Source organism: Streptomyces murinus (assembly GCF_002154555.1).
GTDB lineage: Bacteria > Actinomycetota > Actinomycetes > Streptomycetales > Streptomycetaceae > Streptomyces > Streptomyces murinus.
The window spans coordinates 1-15,511 of the sequence record NZ_MUNF01000346.1 but is presented as its reverse complement, the minus strand read 5'-3'; the positions used below and the strand labels follow the sequence as shown (position 1 = coordinate 15,511).

The window sequence follows — 15,511 nt, the reverse complement described above, 5'->3', positions numbered from 1 at the left end:
GTGGCTGGTGCCGGAGGAGGTGGGCTAGGGCCTGTCTGACAATTCCCGTCTGCCGCGCGACGCCATGCACGCACTCTCGCGGCACCGGGCGCAGACCCAAGTACGTCCAGTACGAGGGCCTACGCCCGGCACCCCGAGAGCACGCACCTGACGCCGCGCGGCCGCCCTCCGGGCGACGACGGGAATTGTCAGACAGGCCCTAGGCCCCTGGCTGCTGGAGGACGCGGAGAGCCCGGACCTGCCCCGCTCCCCGGGAACGGACAGCCTCGTACTCACCGGCCTGGACGACTGCGAGGGTCCGCCCGAGGGACATCGGGGGCGCGTCCGGGTGCACGACGGGCGCCGATGGCTGGGCTCCTGCCGGGAGTTCACCCGCGTCCTGCCGGCCGCCGAGCCGTCGGCGCCCCGGCTCGTCCTGCGCGGGCTCGCCCCGGCGGAACGGCTGCGGGCGGCGCTGTCGAAGGGCACCCGGCGGGCCCTGGATCTGGGGGAGGCCGCGCTGGAGATACGCGACGACCAGGGGGAGCCGCTCACCGAACGCCTGCTCCACGGCAGGATCCTCGCCTGGCGTCCGTCCGGGTACGGGACGGAGCTGATCGACCTGGAGCTCGACGGAAGCCTCTGCACGCCCGTCCCGGAGTACGCGCGGCCCGTCCGGGAACGGTGGCTCGCCGGGCCGCCGGACACCCCGGGGGCCTGGACCGGCCTCGGCATCAGGCAGCGCGGGGCCTGGCTCGACCTCGTCCGGGAGCGGGGCTGCCGACGCACCCCCCGTGACCGGGCGGCCGGTCACGCCTACGAACTCGACGGCCGGTACATCACCGACACACCGGGCCTCCATCTGGCGCTCGGCGAGGCGGTGAACGGTCCCGGCGGCTACTTCGGCGGCTGCGTCGCCGCCCTGGCCGACTGCCTGCGCGGCGCCTTCGGCCACACCGCCCCCGCGACCCTGCTCTGGCGGCACGCGGCCACCGCGCGGGCCCACCTGTCCCGGGCCCTGACCCCGGACGGCGATCCCTACGACCTGTTCACCGTGGTCCTCGAAACCCTGGCCGACGGAGGCATGGACGTCACCCTGGCGTGACGCGCGTCAGCCGCCGGAGACGGCCCGGTCGGCTTCCAGGACGAAGAACAAGAAGCACAGGAAGCGTGGCATGGCCGCGATGACCTCGGGGAACAGTTCGCGGGCGGCGGGGTCGGGGGCCGGCTCGCTGATGACCGTGATCCGGAAGCCCGCCGCGGTGAAGGCGTCGGTCATCGCGTGCAGCGGCCGGTGCCAGCGGCTCATCAGGGCACTACGGCCGCCCATCGTCCACTCGTCGGTCCAGTTGGTGGTGTCGAAGTAGTTGTACTCGGCCTCGCGGCCGGCCTGGCGGTGCATCAGGTTCATCGCGAAGGGGTGCTCCACGGACGCGATCAGCCGGCCGCCGGGCTTGAGCACGCGGCGCAGCTCGGACAGCGCCGGTGCCCAGTCCTTCAGATAGTGCAGCACGAGGGACGCCATGACGTCGTCGAACGTGTCGTCGGCGTAGGGAAGGGGGCTGCCCAGGTCGGCCACCCGGAGGTCCGCGTCGTCGCCGAGCCGCCGCCTGGCCAGCTCCACCATCCCGGCGCTCGCGTCGAATCCGCTCATCAGGGCGCCACGGTCCCGCAGCGCCGCGGACAGGGGACCTGCGCCGCAGCCGGCGTCCAGGATCCGCCGCCCGGCCACGTCCCCGGCGAGATCCAGCATCGCGGGCCGCTCGTAGTGGGCGTTGAGCAGGTTGGTCTCGTTGTCGGCCGCGTACGCCTCGGCGAAGCCGGTGTAGTCATTGACCTTCGGCGAATCCGCGGCCACCGCGGACGCCGGAGCGGGGTGAGAAGTCATGGTCCGAGAGACGTGCGCGACGGAGGCCCGGTTCCTGGTGCGGCGGCTGTCCGTGAAGGGGGCGGCTCAGTCGTGCCGTCCCCAGTTCCCCCGGTGGATGACCTCCTCCGCGTTCCGGCGCCGTGCTTCGACGCCGGGGCTCTGCGGGGGCAGGTCGGTGGCGCGGTAGCCGATGGTGAGGGCGCCGACGGGGTCGTACGCGTCGGGGATGCCGAACTCCTCGCGGAACGGCGGGATGTGTTCCGGCATGATGCCGAAGAAGCAGGCGCCCAGGCCCTCGTCGACGGCGCTCAGCAGCATGAGCAGGGAGGCCATGCCGGTGTCGATGTACCAGTAGGGCGCGGGCCAGCGGGCCTCGGAGCGGTCCGCCCAGCCCTTGCCGGGCTGGGCGTAGCGGTCCAGGTACGCCTCCTTGTGGGCCAGCGGCACCACGACCAGCGGAGCGTTCTGCATCGTCGGCGTCTTCTCCACCCGCACGGGCACGAAGGGCCAGAAGCGGGCGCGGTCCGCGGGGTCGGTCAGGGCGAGGAAGGCCCAGCCCTGGGAGAAGCCGGCCGAGGGGGCGCGCAGGGCGGAGGCCAGGATCCGCTCGACCACCTCGGGCGCCAGCGGCTTGTCGGAGTAGTGCCTGACCATGCGCCTGCGGCGGATCACCTCGGAGAACTCCATGGCGCCAGATCCTGCCACGAACGCCCGGCGCCGCCCACCCGGTTCCGGCCACCGGCCGCGCTCAGAACAGCAGCACGACCTTGCCCGACAGACCACCGGCCTCGAACCGCTCATGGGCCGCGCGCACCTCCGACAGGGGATAGTACGCGGCCACCCGCACCTTCAGCCGCCCCGCGTCGACCAGGCCCACCAGTCCCGCCAGGTCCTTGCCGCTCTCCTGGACATAACTCTTCGCGGCGCCCGGGGCGTCCGGCAGGGGCGCGTCGGAGACCGAGATGTACGACCCGCCGTCGGCGAGCGCCCGGGTGACGTCGACGCCCGCGGTGTCCAGCACCGCGTCGTACGCTCCCTGGGGAAGCTCCGCGACGGAGTGCGTCACGGTCGAGGCGCCGAACTCTCGCACGACTTCGGTGTGTTCGGGGCGGGAGACCAGCCCGTCGACCGACACCCCCGCCTGCCGGGCCAGTTGGACCGCCAGGCCGCCCACCGCGCCCGCGGCCCCGGTGACCAGGAGCCGGGTGCGGCTCTCCGGGCGCAGTGCCGCGAGGGCCTGTACCGCCGTGGTCCCGGCGAGCGGCAGCGTCGCGGCCTCGGCCAGGGTGAGCGTCTTGGGGGCGTGGGCGAGCAGCCGTACCGGCAGGCGGACCAGTTCGGCCCAGGTGCCCAGGCCAGTGGCGAACTGCGCGGACATCGCGATCACCCGGTCGCCGACCGCGAACTGCGGCGCGGAACTCGCCACGACGATCCCGGCCAGGTCCCAGCCCGGCGTCGCCGGCAGGGCCGGGCCCACGTCCCAGGCCCGGGTCTTCCAGTCCACCGGGTTCAGACTGCTCGCGACGGTCCGCACCAGCACCTCACCCGCGGCCACGTCCGGCCCCGGCTTCCGGTCCAGCGTCGGCCCCGACTCCGACCCCGGGGCGGCGATCTCGCGCACCGTGAGCACCTCGGGCCCGCCGTGTGCTTCGATCCGAACTGCGCGCATGGCGTCAACTCCTCATGTTCCAGGCCGTGTTACGGCCGGGCGGCGACCGTCGTGGTCCCGCGTCGGAGCTCACGCTAAAGTCTGACATCGATGTGAGAGTCAAGCCGGGGAGGCCGCCATGCGGATCGGTGAGATGGTGCGGCGCACGGGGGTCAGCGAGCGGCTGCTGCGCTACTACGAGGAGCAGGGCCTGCTGACGCCGGAGCGCCTGCCCAGCGGGTACCGCGTCTACGCGGAGCAGGACGTCGAGACGGTCCGCCGGATCCGCGCCCTGCTCGCCGCCGGACTCACCACGGACACCATCGCGAAGGTGCTGCCCTGTGTCCGCGAGGAGGGCGAGCGGCTGGTGCCGGTCTGCGCGGACCTCGTCGCGGGGCTGCGCGGGGAGCGGGAGCGGATCAGCCGGGCGATCGACGATCTACAGGCGTCGCGCGCCCTGCTGGACATCGTCATCGAGGCGGGCCCCCAGCCGGTGGCGGCGGGATCGCGGTAGGCCGGAGGTCACTCCGGCAGCGGACCGGCCGCCAACTCAAGGAGTTCGCAGCCCAGTTGGTACAGAGCCCGGTCTATGCCCGGCCGGGTGGCGAGCCGGGGGGTGCGGGCCACGTCGTTGACGACGGTGAGGACGGTCTGCACCCGCACGCGGGCCTCGGCCGGCGTCATGGCCGGGTGGACCGCGTGCAGCAGGTGCAGCCATTCGGCGATGTAGTCGCGCTGGAACTGCCGGGTGCGCAGCCGGTCCGCCTCCTGGAGGTGCTCGGCCTCGGTGGCGATCACGGTCACCAGATGCCGGGAGACCAGCGCCATGCGGATGTAGCGCCACACCAGGTGTCGTAGCGCGTCCGCGTGGTCCCGTGCCGGGGCGAGCACCTCGGCCAGGTCGACCCACAGCCGTTCGACGCCCCGGTGCACGGCGGTGGCGAGGAGGTCGTGCTTGCTGGCGAAGTGGTGGTAGATGCTCTGCCCGGCGATCCCGACGGCCGCGCCGGTGTCCTCCAGGCTGACCGAGGCGTAGCCGCGCTCGGCGAACAGTTCGGTCGCGGCGGCGAGCAGGGCCTCCCGGCGGGAGCGGTGGCGCAGGGTGCCCCGGGGCGCGTCGAGCCGGGGCTCGCCGAGTCCGGGCGGGACCGACGTGGCGACGCGGTGCATCAGACGGGCGACGAGGTCCGGCGACGTCAGTTCCACGCGCTGGTAGGCGAGGCTCGCCGCGACCCCGAGCGTGCCCCAGGACAGCAGCTCGGTGTGGGCGGGGTCCAGCTCCGGCCGGGCTGCGGTCAGCTGCCCGGCGAGGGTGCGCCGGGCCGCGTGCAGCCGGCGGGTCAGTTCCGTGTACTGCTCGGCGGGCAGATGCCGGGCCTCGCGCTGCCAGAGCACACCCAGTTCGCGCCGGGCGAGCGCGGACTCGGCGAAGTCCCGGACCAGGACGTCGAGTTCGCCGGGTCCGGCCGGGTACAGGCCGGCCAGACAGGAGTCGAGGGCCTCGGTGACGACGGCGTGCAGCAGTTCCTGCTTGCCGCCGAAGTGCCGGTACAGGGCGGAGGGGCCGATGCCCACGGCCGCCGCGATGTCGCTCATCGCCGCGTTGGCGTAGCCGTCCCGGGAGAACAGCTCGCGCGCGGCGGCGATGATCAGCTCCCGGCGGTTGCGCGGCCGCGTCGCCCGCACGAGCGGGGCGGCGGGCTCCGCACCGGGTCCCGCCGCGGCCGTACCGCCGGGGCCGACCGACTCGACACCGGACCCCACCGTCGCCGAACCACCCGGGGCCGCCACCTCCACACCGGCCCCCGCCACCGCCGTACCACCCGGGCCGACCGACTCGACACCGGTTTCCGCCGCCGTACGACCCGGAGCCGCCGTCTCCACATCGGCGGCTGCCACCGCCGTACCACCCGATGCGACCGATTCCACGCCGGCCCTCGTCGCCGCCGCGCCACTCGGCGCGAGCGGCTCCATACCGGCCCCCGGCTCCGTCCCGACCTCGACCCTCACCGGCACCTCCAGACAGCGAGCCGACTCCTCCTGGACCGGCGGTCTAGCCGAGTTCCAGCGAACGGCCGATGATCTCCTTCATGATCTCGGTCGTGCCCGCGTAGATCCGGCTCACCCTACTGTCCTGCCAGGCGCGCGCGATCGGGTACTCCAGCATGTAGCCGTATCCGCCGTGCAGCTGGACGCAGGCGTCCATGACCCGGCCCTGCAACTCGGTGCACCACCACTTGGCCTTGGCGGCGTCGACGACCGTCAACTCGCCCGCGTTCAGGGCGAGTACGCAGCGGTCGAGGTAGTGCTGGGCGATCTCGATCTCGGTGTCCAGCTCGGCGAGGCGGTGCCGGATCACCTGGAGGGAGCCGATCGGCTTGCCGAAGGCCTTGCGCTCGCGCACGTACTCGACGGTCCAGTCGAAGGCCGCCACCGCCTGCGCCAGACCGGCGATCGCGACCGACATCCGCTCCTGCGCGAGATTGCGCGTCAGGGCGAAGAAGCCCTCGCCCTCCACGCCCAGCAGGTTGGCCGCCGGCACCCTGGCGCCGGTGAAGACCAGCTCGGCGGTGTCCTGGGCGTGCAGACCGACCTTCTCCAGCTTGCGGCCGCGCTCGAAGCCCGGGGTGCCGCGCTCCACGACGATCAGGCTGAGCCCGCGGTGCGGGTGCTCGCCGGTGCGCACGGCGACGACGACCAGGTCCGCGTTGATGCCGTTGGTGATGAACGTCTTCGCGCCGTCGATGACGTAGTGGTCGCCGTCGCGGACCGCCTTGGTGCGGATGCCGGACAGGTCGGAACCGGTGCCGGGCTCGGTCATCGCGACCGCCGTGATCGTCTCACCGGAGGCGATGCCGGGCAGCCAGCGCGCCTTCTGCTCGTCGTTCGTCTGGTCCAGGAAATAGGGCAGGACCACGTCCGCGTGCAGGGTCGGTCCGAGGATCGCCGGGATGGCGCCCACCCGTGCGCCCTCCTCGTGCAGGATCGTGTTGTAGCGGAAGTCCTTGATCCCCGCGCCGCCGAACTCCTCGGGCACGGCGATGCCGAGCGCGCCGAGTTCGCCCAGACCGGTGAACAGCTCACGGGGCACGATGCCCGCCTTGTCCCAGTCCGCGTAGTGCGGCACCACATGCTTGGTGATGAAGGCCCGCACGCTCTCGCGGTAGTCCTCGTGCTCGGCTTCGAAAAGGGTTCGCTTCATGATCAGCTTTCTCAGAGGGATCGAGAACCGCGGCGGTGCCGTCGTGCGACCGAATGCGCCAGCGGAGACTACTCGGGATTCACTTGCGACGAAAGTAGTGAACTGACGGCAGGTGAAGCGGGGCGATCGGATCCGGTGCGCCGCCACCCCCGCACACTGATCAGGATTCACAAAGACGCATCGCCGACTGTGCCGCTGCTCACATTCGGTCCGACTACTGCGTTTTACTAGGACGTCCTAGTATCGATCTGATCAGCGTCCCCTCGACCTGTCCCGGAAGGCCCCCGATGAGCGAACTGCACTCCCCCGTGCACCCCGTACGCCTGGTCACCGCATCCGCTCTGTTCGACGGGCACGACGCGTCGATCAACATCATGCGGCGCATCTTCCAGTCCCAGGGCGCCGAAGTGATCCACCTCGGGCACAACCGGTCGGTGCAGGAGGTCGTGAACGCGGCGCTGGAGGAGGACGCGCACGGCGTGGCCGTCTCCTCGTACCAGGGCGGCCATGTCGAGTACTTCGAGTACCTGGTCGAGTCGCTGCGCGAGCGGGGCGCGGAGCACATCCGGGTGGTCGGCGGCGGGGGCGGCGTGATCGTGCCCGAGGAGATCACCCGGCTGCGCGCGCACGGGGTGACCATCTTCTCGCCCGAGGACGGCCAGCGGATGGGCCTCGCCGGGATGATCAACTCCGTCGTACGGGACTGCGACTTCGATCTGTGGGAGGGCAAGCCCGCCGACGCGGACGCCGTGCTCGCGGGCGACCGGTTCGCCACCGCCCGGGCCATCACGGGCGCCGAACTCGGCAAGCTGCCCCCGGAGTTCCTCGCCCGGCTGCGGACCGCCGCGGCCGGCCGGGTGGTGCCGGTGCTCGGCATCACCGGCACCGGCGGCTCCGGCAAGTCCTCGCTGACCGACGAGCTGGTGCGCCGCTTCCGCGTGGATCAGCAGGACAAGCTGCGCATCGCGGTGATCGCGGTCGACCCGACCCGCCGGCGCGGCGGCGGCGCCCTGCTCGGCGACCGGATCCGGATGAACTCCCTGGACGGCAACCGGGTGTTCTTCCGCAGCCTGGCCACCCGCGGGAGCCATGAGCTGCCCGCGCACCTCACCGATGTGATCGATGTGGTCAAGGCCGCCGGGTACGACCTGGTGATCGTGGAGACCCCGGGCATCGGCCAGGGCGACGCGGCGATCGTGCCGTTCGTCGACACCTCGCTGTACGTGATGACGCCGGAGTTCGGCGCCGCGTCCCAGCTGGAGAAGATCGACATGCTCGACTTCGCCGACGTGGTCGCGGTCAACAAGTTCGAGCGGCGCGGCGCCAAGGACGCGCTGCGCGATGTGAGCCGCCAACTGGTGCGCAACCGCGAGGCGTTCGACAAGCGGCCCGAGGACATGCCGGTGTACGGCACCTCGGCCGCGACCTTCCACGACGACGGGGTCACCGCGCTCTTCCAGCATCTGAAGTCGGCCCTGGACGAGAAGGGGCTGCACCTCCAGGAGGGCACCCTCGCCCCCGTCGACGTGCGCCACTCCTCCGGGATCCGCCAGGTGGTGCCCGCCGACCGGGTGCGCTATCTCGCGGAGATCACCGAGTCGGTCCGCGCGTACCACGCCGAGACCGAGGTGCTCGCCGAGGCGGCCCGGCGCGTCCAGCGCCTCGACCTGGTCAAGGGCGAGCTGGCGGCGGCCGGTTCGGACGCGGACAATGTGGACGCGCTGCTCACCGAGGCCCGCAGGCAGCTGCCGCACGAGGTCGGCGCGCAGATCGAGAACTGGCCCGCCGTCGTGGCGTCGTACTCCGGTGACGAGCAGGTCGTGAAGATCCGGGACCGGGAGATCCGCACCAAGCTGACCCGCGAGTCGCTGTCGGGCAACAAGGTCCCCCGGGTGGCCCTGCCCCGGTTCACCGACCACGGGGAGCTGGTGCGGTTCTGGCGGCGGGAGAACCTGCCCGGCTACTTCCCGTTCACCGCGGGAGTGTTCCCCTTCAAGCGGGACGGCGAGGACCCGGCGCGGATGTTCGCCGGTGAGGGCGACCCGTTCCGCACCAACCGGCGCTTCAAGCTGCTCTCGGAGGGCCAGCCCGCCACCCGGCTGTCCACCGCCTTCGACTCGGTCACCCTCTACGGCCGCGACCCGGGCGAGCGCCCCGACGTCTACGGCAAGGTCGGCACCTCCGGCGTCTCGGTCGCGAACCTGGACGACATGAAGGCGCTGTACGACGGCTTCGACCTGATCGCGCCGACGACCTCGGTGTCGATGACGATCAACGGCCCAGCGCCCACCGTGCTGGCGTTCTTCCTCAACACCGCGATCGACCAGCAGATCGAGCGGTTCCGCGCCGCCGAGGGCCGCGACCCCTCGGCCGAGGAGGCGGAGCAGCTGCGCGCCCACGCGCTGGCGAGCGTGCGGGGCACGGTGCAGGCCGACATCCTCAAGGAGGACCAGGGCCAGAACACCTGCCTGTTCTCGACCGAGTTCTCGCTGCGGATGATGGCCGACATCCAGGAGTGGTTCATCGCGCACAAGGTCCGCAACTTCTACTCGGTGTCCATCTCCGGCTACCACATCGCCGAGGCGGGCGCGAACCCGATCAGCCAGCTGGCGTTCACCCTGGCCAACGGCTTCACCTATGTGGAGGCGTATCTGGCGCGCGGCATGGACGTGGACGACTTCGCGCCGAACCTGTCGTTCTTCTTCTCCAACGGTATGGACCCCGAGTACTCGGTGCTCGGCCGGGTCGCCCGCCGGATCTGGGCGGTCGCGATGAAGCGGAAGTACGGCGGCAACGAGCGTTCCCAGAAGCTCAAGTACCACGTCCAGACCTCGGGCCGCTCCCTGCACGCCCAGGAGATGGACTTCAACGACATCCGCACCACGCTCCAGGCGCTCATCGCCATCTACGACAACTGCAACAGCCTGCACACCAACGCCTATGACGAGGCGGTCACCACCCCGACCGAGGAGTCCGTGCGCCGGGCGCTGGCCATCCAGCTGATCATCAACCGCGAGTGGGGCCTCGCGATGAACGAGAACCCGCTCCAGGGGTCGTTCATCATCGACGAGCTGACCGACCTGGTCGAGGAGGCGGTGCTGCTGGAGTTCGAGCGGATCAGCGAGCGCGGCGGTGTGCTCGGCGCGATGGAGACCGGCTACCAGCGCGGCCGTATCCAGGACGAGTCGATGCTCTACGAGCAGCGCAAGCACGACGGTTCACTGCCGATCATCGGCGTCAACACCTTCCGCAACCCGCACACCGAGGGTGCCGAGCCGGGCGCCATCGAGCTGGCCCGTGCCACCGAACAGGAGAAGCGCTCCCAGCTGGAGCGGGTGCATGACTTCCAGGCCCGGCACCAACAGGAGGCGCACGCCGCGCTGAACGCCCTGAAGGCGGCGGCGGTCGCGGGCGACAATGTGTTCTCGGTGCTCATGGACGCCGCGCGGGTGTGCACCCTCCAGCAGATCACCGAGGCGTTCTTCGAGGTGGGCGGCCAGTACCGGCGCAACGTCTGACGCACAGGAGGGGGGGTGGTGCGGGCCGGCCGGCCCGCACCACCCCCCTCGTGCTGTCACGCCTCGTACGCCAGCAGCGCCATCATCCCCGCCTCGCCGTGGTAGGCGTTGTGGCAGTGCAGCATCCACTGGCCGGGGTTGTCGGCGTCGAAGTACACGGACACCGTGCGGCCGGGCAGCACGATGGTGGTGTCCTTGCGCGGGCCGCCCGTACCGAGCTGGTACGTGTGTCCGTGCAGATGCATCGGGTGCCACATGTCGGTCTTGTTGACGAAGTCCAGCCGGACCCGCTGCCCCTGCTCGACCAGGACGGGGTCGGCGGTGGGGTGCTTCATGTCGTACCGCCTGCCGTTGATGCCCCAGTCGTACCCGGCCATGCCGCCGGTGAGTTCGATCCGGTGGACGCGGTCGGTCCTCCTCGTGTCCAGGCGGACGTCGTCGGCGGCCTTCAGCCCGGCGGCGTTCATGATCATGCCGTCCAGCTCCTTCGGGCGGACGGTCGCCTTCGGCGCGGCGCCGGACCCGGTGCGCACCAGCGCCAGACCGCTCGCGTCCTTGCCCTCGGCGAGCGCGACCAGCGGGAAGACCCCGTCGGCGAGCGTGACGAGGACGTCGTACCGCTCCCCCATGCCCACCAGCAGCGCGTCCACCTGCTGATGGGCGACCGGGAAGCCGTCCGTGTGGGTGATGGTCAGCATGTGGCCACCGAGCGCGACGCGGTACGCCGTGTCGCCGCCGGCGTTGACGATGCGCAGCCGCACCCGCTTGCCGGGCTTGCCGGTGTAGACGTCGGGGTCAGCCGGCACCCGGCCGTTGACCAGGTGGTACGGGTACTTGACGTCACCGGCGTCGCCGCCGAGCAGACTGCTTCGCGCGCCCATGAGCATGAACTTCATCGAGCCGGACGACGCCTTGCCGCCCCCCTTGCCCGTATCGCCGCCGCTCATGTCCATGCCGTCCATGTCACCCATGTCCATCCCGCCCATGTCATGACCGGAGGAGCCGCCGTGGCCCGAGCCGCCCATGTCCATGTCCCCCATGCCCTGGCTCAGTTCGGCGAGGACCTGGTCGGGGGTGCCTGTGACACCGTCGACCCAGTCGTCCAGGACGACGACCCACTCGTCGTCGTACGACAGCGGTTCCCTCGGGTCCTCCACGATCAGCGGGGCGTGCAGTCCCCGGTCCAGCTGGACGCCGACGTGGGGGTGGAAGAAGTAGGTGCCGGGGGTGTCGGCGAGGAAGCGGTAGGTGAAGTTGCGGCCGGCGCGCACCGCGTTCTGGGTGGCCGGGGGCACGCCGTCCATGTCGGCGCGCAGGGCGATGCCGTGCCAGTGGACGGACGTCGTGGTCCGGTCCGGGAGCTGGTTGGAGAGTTCGGCGGCGAGGGTGTCACCGGCCGACAACCGGATCTCCTTGCCGGGGGTGCGGCCGCCGTAGGCCCAGCTCTTCGCCGTCACCTCGCCGCCGAGGTCGAGCACGGCGGGCGCGGCGGTCAGGGTCACCTCGCGCACCTTGCCGCTGCCCTTGCGCTTCCGCTCGGTGGTCGCGACCACCTTGCTGTCGGGGCTCACCAGGGCCGGCGTGGACCCGGAGCCGCCGCACGCGGCGAGCGCTCCCGTCCCGGCGACGGCGAGACCGGCCAGCAGGGCGGAGCGACGGTTGATGCTGTTCATCTGTGATGCCTCTTCTCTCGATGCCGTTGACCTGCGCGCATGCGGCATCGCCCCCCACGGGGTACGGGGGAACGGGCCGCGCGGGGGCGGCCTAGATCAGCAGTCGGGAGAGGAGGGAGAGGTCCGGGGGCGCGCGGTGCGGGTTGCCCGGCAGACCGCGCCCGGCGAGGACGCCCCGCTGCGGAGCGGCCTGGACGGTGTGCGTCGGCACGGTCGGCGGGTCGAGCCACTGCGGTGAGCCGACGGCCCCCGAGGTGCAGTGCTGCATGTCGGCGCCGGAGCAGGCGCCGCCGGTGTCATGGTCCATGGCCGAGGTCAGGGCCTCGGCGGCCCTGTCCTGCCCGGTCATACGGTGTCCGGTGTGATCCGTGCCGGGCATCGCGCTCATGGCGGTCGCGGGTGCGGCGGGGACGGCGCCCAGGTCGTGGTGGACGAGGACGACGAAGGCCGCGAGCAGCGCCAGGACGGCCGCCCACGACCGGCGCGCCGCGCCGCCGCGGGAACCGGTCCGCCGGTACGTCACCTGCCGCCCTCCCCTTTTCGAGGCCATGCCCGAGACCACGCGATGCGGGACCACGTCCCGCACGCCACAGGCTCCAGGCACGCCACTATACCCCCTAGGGGTACGACGTCCAGCCGACCCCCCGGGATGACGATCAGATGACTAAGTACCCCTGGGGGGTATATCGTTCCGGTTGCCGGAAGACCGGGCGACCGCCCTTCCGCGGACCGAACCATGCTCACACCCGAGGAAGAGGCCATGACCGAACAGACGAACTCCGGCTCCTGCTGCAGCTCCTGCGGCACTGGCGCGGCGACCGACGTGCAGGTCCACGGCACCGGCGTCACCACCGTGTACAAGGTCTCCGGCATGACCTGCGGCCACTGCGAGTCCGCCATCTCCGAGGAGGTCTCCGCCCTGGAAGGCGTCACCGCGGTCACGGCCGTCGCCGACACCGGCGAGGTCACGGTGACCTCCGCCGCCCCGCTCGACCAGGAAGCCGTCCGCGCCGCCGTGGACGAGGCGGGCTACGAGCTCGTCGGCCAGGTCTGAGGCTCCACGCCGGCAAGGCGCGCAGCCCCCGGGCGAAGGCCCCTCCAACTCCCCAAGGGATGGAGGGGCCTTCGCCTTTTTCGCGCCCTCTTACATACCCCCCAGGGGTATATGGGACGAAGGGTGGAGTCATGTCAGCGGTCAATCCCCGGCGCTGGTGGGCACTGGTCGAGCTCGCCGCCGCCCAGTTCATGGTCATCATGAACACGTCGATCATCGGGGTGGCGCTTCCCGAGATGCAGAAGGACCTCGGCTTCTCTCAGAGCGAGTTGCAGTGGGTCTTCAACGCCTACGTCATCGCCTTCGGTGGTCTGCTGCTGCTCGGCGGCCGGCTGTCCGACCTGCTCGGCGCCCACAAGGTGTTCATCACCGGCTGGACGGTGCTGGTCGCCGGCTCGATCGTGGCGGCCGCCGCGCAGAGCGCGTCCGTGGAGGTCGTCGGCCGCGCGGTCCAGGGCGTGGGCGGCGCGCTGATCGCGCCCTCGGCGATGACGCTGCTCATGATGCTCTTCGCCCACGACCCCAAGGAGCTGGGCAGGGCCATGGCGCTCTACGGTGCCGCGGCGCCCGCGGGCGGCACCGCCGGTGTCTTCATGGGCGGTGTGTTCACCCAGTGGCTGAGCTGGCCGTGGGTGTTCATCATCTGCATCCCGATCGGTCTCGGCACCCTCGCGGCCACCAAGCTGCTCCCGGCCGTCGGCGGCCGTCGCGGCGACGGGGTGGACGTGCTCGGCGCCGTCTCCGTGACGGCGGGTCTCGCGCTCGCGGTGTTCGCCGTCGTGCGCGCCCCCGAGACCGGCTGGTCCTCAATGGGCACGGTGCTTGAGCTGGCCGGCGCGGTCGTGCTGCTCGCCCTGTTCCTCGTGATCCAGAAGACGGTGCGCGGGCCGCTGATGCCGCTCGGCATCTGGCGGGTGCCGCGCCTGGGTTCGGCGAACCTGGCGATGGCGCTGCTCGGCGCCGCGCTGCTCCCGATGACCGTGCTGCTGATGATCTTCATGGCGGCCATCACGACCCGGCTGCTCGCGAAGTTCGGCGCCAAGCCGTTGATCGGCGGCGGTCTGCTAGTCCTCGCGGCGGGTCTGGTGTGGCTGGCCCAGGTGCAGCCCACGGGCACCTTCGTGGTCGACGTCCTGCCCGCGTCGCTGGTCGCCGCCCTCGGCATGTCGCTCGCCTACATCCCCGCGATGATGGCCGCGATGTCCGGTGCCCCGCAGGAGCAGGCGGGTCTGGCCTCCGGCATCGTCACCGCGTCTTCGCCGACTTCACGCCCAAGGGCGCGGACTCGCTACCGCCATCGTGACCGAGGACGGCCACCCGATCGGCGACCTCCAGCCCTACCTGGGCGCCTACGGCCATCTCGTCGCCCTGCGCGCCGGGGACCTCGCCTACCTGCACGTCCACCCGTCCGGCAAGCCGGGCGACGCGGGCGGGTACCGGCTGTTCTTCGACTTCCAGCACGAGGGGAAGGTCCGTACGGCGGCGTTCACGGTGCACACCACGGGGACGCGGGGTTTCCGGGGCCCACGAGCACTGAGGGACCGGGGCGTTCACACGGCGGGCCTGTTACATTCGGCCGCGCCACATGATCACCCGCGGACGGATGGACGGATGTTCCCGGAGACAGTGCTGCACACGGACCGTCTGGTCCTCCGCCCGTTCACGGCCGCCGACGCCCAGGACACACAGGCGAGTTGCGCCGACGCGCTCACCCAGCGCTGGCTCCCGCTCCCCCGCCCCTACACCCTGGACGCCGCCACCGCCTGGTGCACCTCTGTCTCCCACGCCCTGCGCGAGTCAGGTGACGGCATCCACTTCGCCGTCACCGACACCCGCACCGAGCGACTGATGGGAACCGTCGGGCTGAAGAAGACCGACTGGCGGGGGCTGACGAGCGAGGTCGGCTACTGGGTCTCCCCCTGGGCCCGCGGCCACGGCATCGCCACCGAGGCGACCCGCGCCCTGGCCCACTGGGCGCTGACCGACCACCGCTTCGAACGCCTCGAACTCCGCGCCGCCACCGCCAACACCGCCTCCCGGAAGACCGCCCTCGCGGCCGGCTTTCACCATGAGGGCATCCTGCGCAACGCCGGGTTCGTGCATGACGGGCGGGTCGATCTGGTCCTGTTCTCACTGGTCGCGGACGACCTGAGGGGAAGCTGAGCGGATGCCTGGGGCAAGCGATCACCGAACCGCTCTGACCGACCTGTGGCGGGCCCACATGGCCGCACCTTTCCCACCCGGCCTACGGGGCGCCGAGCGGGCCGGCATCGACATGGTGCTGCTCGACGCGAGCATCGCCGGATGCGTCTCCTCCTGGCTCAACCGCGCCGGCTCCCCCGACACGCGGCGCCTGAGGATCGCCGACCGGTGCGTCCTGGACCTGGACCAGGTTCTCCCCCTGCTCACCGACACCGAGGAGATCGAGTACTTCCGGCGCCTGCGACGGATGGCCGCACTCGTGTCGCTGCCGGAGAACTGACCCCGGCCCCGCCGCATCCGACACGCCCTGGAGGCAGCCGGTGCAAGGGGCCCGGCGTCGAGATGCCGGGCCCCTTGCACCGGCT

General features: G+C 71.6%; 13 protein-coding genes and 1 pseudogene. 7 read left to right on the top strand and 7 right to left on the bottom strand.

The genetic code is table 11. From position 1 onward, the window contains the following. Nucleotides 1-193: 193 nt before the first annotated feature. A pseudogene (locus CCN72_RS21220) lies at nt 194-1,084 on the top strand (barstar family protein); the annotation flags it as partial. Between the two features lie 6 nt (nt 1,085-1,090). Here the strand turns inward: CCN72_RS21220 and CCN72_RS21215 are convergent. The 3 genes from CCN72_RS21215 to CCN72_RS21205 all read right to left on the bottom strand — a co-directional run bounded on the left by CCN72_RS21215 (nt 1,091) and on the right by CCN72_RS21205 (nt 3,518). Further along, nucleotides 1,091-1,867 carry a class I SAM-dependent methyltransferase gene (locus CCN72_RS21215; protein ID WP_086808887.1) on the bottom strand — a complete coding sequence of 259 codons (777 nt, stop codon included), beginning with the start codon at nt 1,865-1,867 and terminating at the stop codon, nt 1,091-1,093. A 66-nt stretch (nt 1,868-1,933) separates the two neighbouring features. Beyond that, a complete protein-coding gene (locus CCN72_RS21210) occupies nt 1,934-2,536 on the bottom strand; it encodes a nitroreductase family protein (RefSeq protein ID WP_086808886.1) in 603 nt (200 codons plus the stop codon). A gap of 61 nt (nt 2,537-2,597) precedes the next feature. Beyond that, the gene (locus tag CCN72_RS21205) at nt 2,598-3,518 is read right to left on the bottom strand and encodes an NADP-dependent oxidoreductase (RefSeq protein WP_086808885.1); all 921 of its coding nucleotides are present in this window, start codon (nt 3,516-3,518) and stop codon (nt 2,598-2,600) included. A gap of 118 nt (nt 3,519-3,636) precedes the next feature. On the opposite strand from CCN72_RS21205, the gene CCN72_RS21200 reads away from it, so the two are divergent. Continuing rightward, nucleotides 3,637-4,011 carry a MerR family transcriptional regulator gene (locus CCN72_RS21200; RefSeq protein ID WP_086808884.1) on the top strand — a complete coding sequence of 125 codons (375 nt, stop codon included), beginning with the start codon at nt 3,637-3,639 and terminating at the stop codon, nt 4,009-4,011. 8 nt (nt 4,012-4,019) lie between these two features. On the opposite strand, the gene CCN72_RS21195 is transcribed toward CCN72_RS21200, so the two are convergent. Together CCN72_RS21195 and CCN72_RS21190 are read right to left on the bottom strand one after the other, a co-directional pair. Continuing rightward, a complete protein-coding gene (locus CCN72_RS21195) occupies nt 4,020-5,426 on the bottom strand; it encodes a TetR/AcrR family transcriptional regulator (RefSeq protein WP_143664156.1) in 1,407 nt (468 codons plus the stop codon). Between the two features lie 124 nt (nt 5,427-5,550). Next, nucleotides 5,551-6,699 carry an acyl-CoA dehydrogenase family protein gene (locus tag CCN72_RS21190; RefSeq protein ID WP_086808882.1) on the bottom strand — a complete coding sequence of 383 codons (1,149 nt, stop codon included), beginning with the start codon at nt 6,697-6,699 and terminating at the stop codon, nt 5,551-5,553. Between the two features lie 287 nt (nt 6,700-6,986). Between CCN72_RS21190 and icmF the strand changes: the two genes are divergently transcribed. Continuing rightward, nucleotides 6,987-10,217 carry a fused isobutyryl-CoA mutase/GTPase IcmF gene (gene icmF, locus CCN72_RS21185; RefSeq protein WP_086808881.1) on the top strand — a complete coding sequence of 1,077 codons (3,231 nt, stop codon included), beginning with the start codon at nt 6,987-6,989 and terminating at the stop codon, nt 10,215-10,217. Nucleotides 10,218-10,273: 56 nt separating this feature from the next. Here the strand turns inward: icmF and CCN72_RS21180 are convergent, their stop codons facing one another. Continuing rightward, on the bottom strand, nt 10,274-11,890 hold the full coding sequence (locus CCN72_RS21180; protein ID WP_086808880.1) for a multicopper oxidase family protein: 1,617 nt from the start codon (nt 11,888-11,890) through the stop codon (nt 10,274-10,276). A gap of 91 nt (nt 11,891-11,981) precedes the next feature. Continuing rightward, nucleotides 11,982-12,413 (bottom strand): DUF6153 family protein, encoded by a 432-nt coding sequence (locus tag CCN72_RS21175; protein WP_086808879.1) that lies wholly within the window; start codon nt 12,411-12,413, stop codon nt 11,982-11,984. A 237-nt stretch (nt 12,414-12,650) separates the two neighbouring features. On the opposite strand from CCN72_RS21175, the gene CCN72_RS21170 reads away from it, so the two are divergent. From CCN72_RS21170 to CCN72_RS21155, 4 genes are all read left to right on the top strand, one after another. After that, on the top strand, nt 12,651-12,944 hold the full coding sequence (locus CCN72_RS21170; protein WP_086808878.1) for a heavy-metal-associated domain-containing protein: 294 nt from the start codon (nt 12,651-12,653) through the stop codon (nt 12,942-12,944). A gap of 131 nt (nt 12,945-13,075) precedes the next feature. Beyond that, a complete protein-coding gene (locus tag CCN72_RS21165; protein WP_244174356.1) occupies nt 13,076-14,533 on the top strand; it encodes an MFS transporter in 1,458 nt (485 codons plus the stop codon). A 22-nt stretch (nt 14,534-14,555) separates the two neighbouring features. After that, nucleotides 14,556-15,107 carry a GNAT family N-acetyltransferase gene (locus CCN72_RS21160; protein ID WP_086808877.1) on the top strand — a complete coding sequence of 184 codons (552 nt, stop codon included), beginning with the start codon at nt 14,556-14,558 and terminating at the stop codon, nt 15,105-15,107. A 58-nt stretch (nt 15,108-15,165) separates the two neighbouring features. After that, nucleotides 15,166-15,426, top strand: coding sequence for a hypothetical protein (locus CCN72_RS21155; RefSeq protein WP_244174355.1), 261 nt, complete (start codon nt 15,166-15,168; stop codon nt 15,424-15,426). The last annotated feature ends 85 nt before the right edge of the window (nt 15,427-15,511 follow it).

Excerpts from the sequence above, each read along its gene's own strand:
- CCN72_RS21215 (WP_086808887.1), bottom strand. The coding sequence starts at position 1,867 with ATGACTTCTCACCCCGCTCCGGCGTCCGCGGTGGCCGCGGATTCGCCG.
- CCN72_RS21210 (WP_086808886.1), bottom strand. The coding sequence starts at position 2,536 with ATGGAGTTCTCCGAGGTGATCCGCCGCAGGCGCATGGTCAGGCACTAC.
- CCN72_RS21205 (WP_086808885.1), bottom strand. The coding sequence starts at position 3,518 with ATGCGCGCAGTTCGGATCGAAGCACACGGCGGGCCCGAGGTGCTCACG.
- CCN72_RS21200 (WP_086808884.1), top strand. The coding sequence starts at position 3,637 with ATGCGGATCGGTGAGATGGTGCGGCGCACGGGGGTCAGCGAGCGGCTG.
- CCN72_RS21190 (WP_086808882.1), bottom strand. The coding sequence starts at position 6,699 with ATGAAGCGAACCCTTTTCGAAGCCGAGCACGAGGACTACCGCGAGAGC.
- icmF (WP_086808881.1), top strand. The coding sequence starts at position 6,987 with ATGAGCGAACTGCACTCCCCCGTGCACCCCGTACGCCTGGTCACCGCA.
- CCN72_RS21180 (WP_086808880.1), bottom strand. The coding sequence starts at position 11,890 with ATGAACAGCATCAACCGTCGCTCCGCCCTGCTGGCCGGTCTCGCCGTC.
- CCN72_RS21170 (WP_086808878.1), top strand. The coding sequence starts at position 12,651 with ATGACCGAACAGACGAACTCCGGCTCCTGCTGCAGCTCCTGCGGCACT.
- CCN72_RS21165 (WP_244174356.1), top strand. The coding sequence starts at position 13,076 with ATGTCAGCGGTCAATCCCCGGCGCTGGTGGGCACTGGTCGAGCTCGCC.
- CCN72_RS21160 (WP_086808877.1), top strand. The coding sequence starts at position 14,556 with ATGTTCCCGGAGACAGTGCTGCACACGGACCGTCTGGTCCTCCGCCCG.
- CCN72_RS21155 (WP_244174355.1), top strand. The coding sequence starts at position 15,166 with ATGGCCGCACCTTTCCCACCCGGCCTACGGGGCGCCGAGCGGGCCGGC.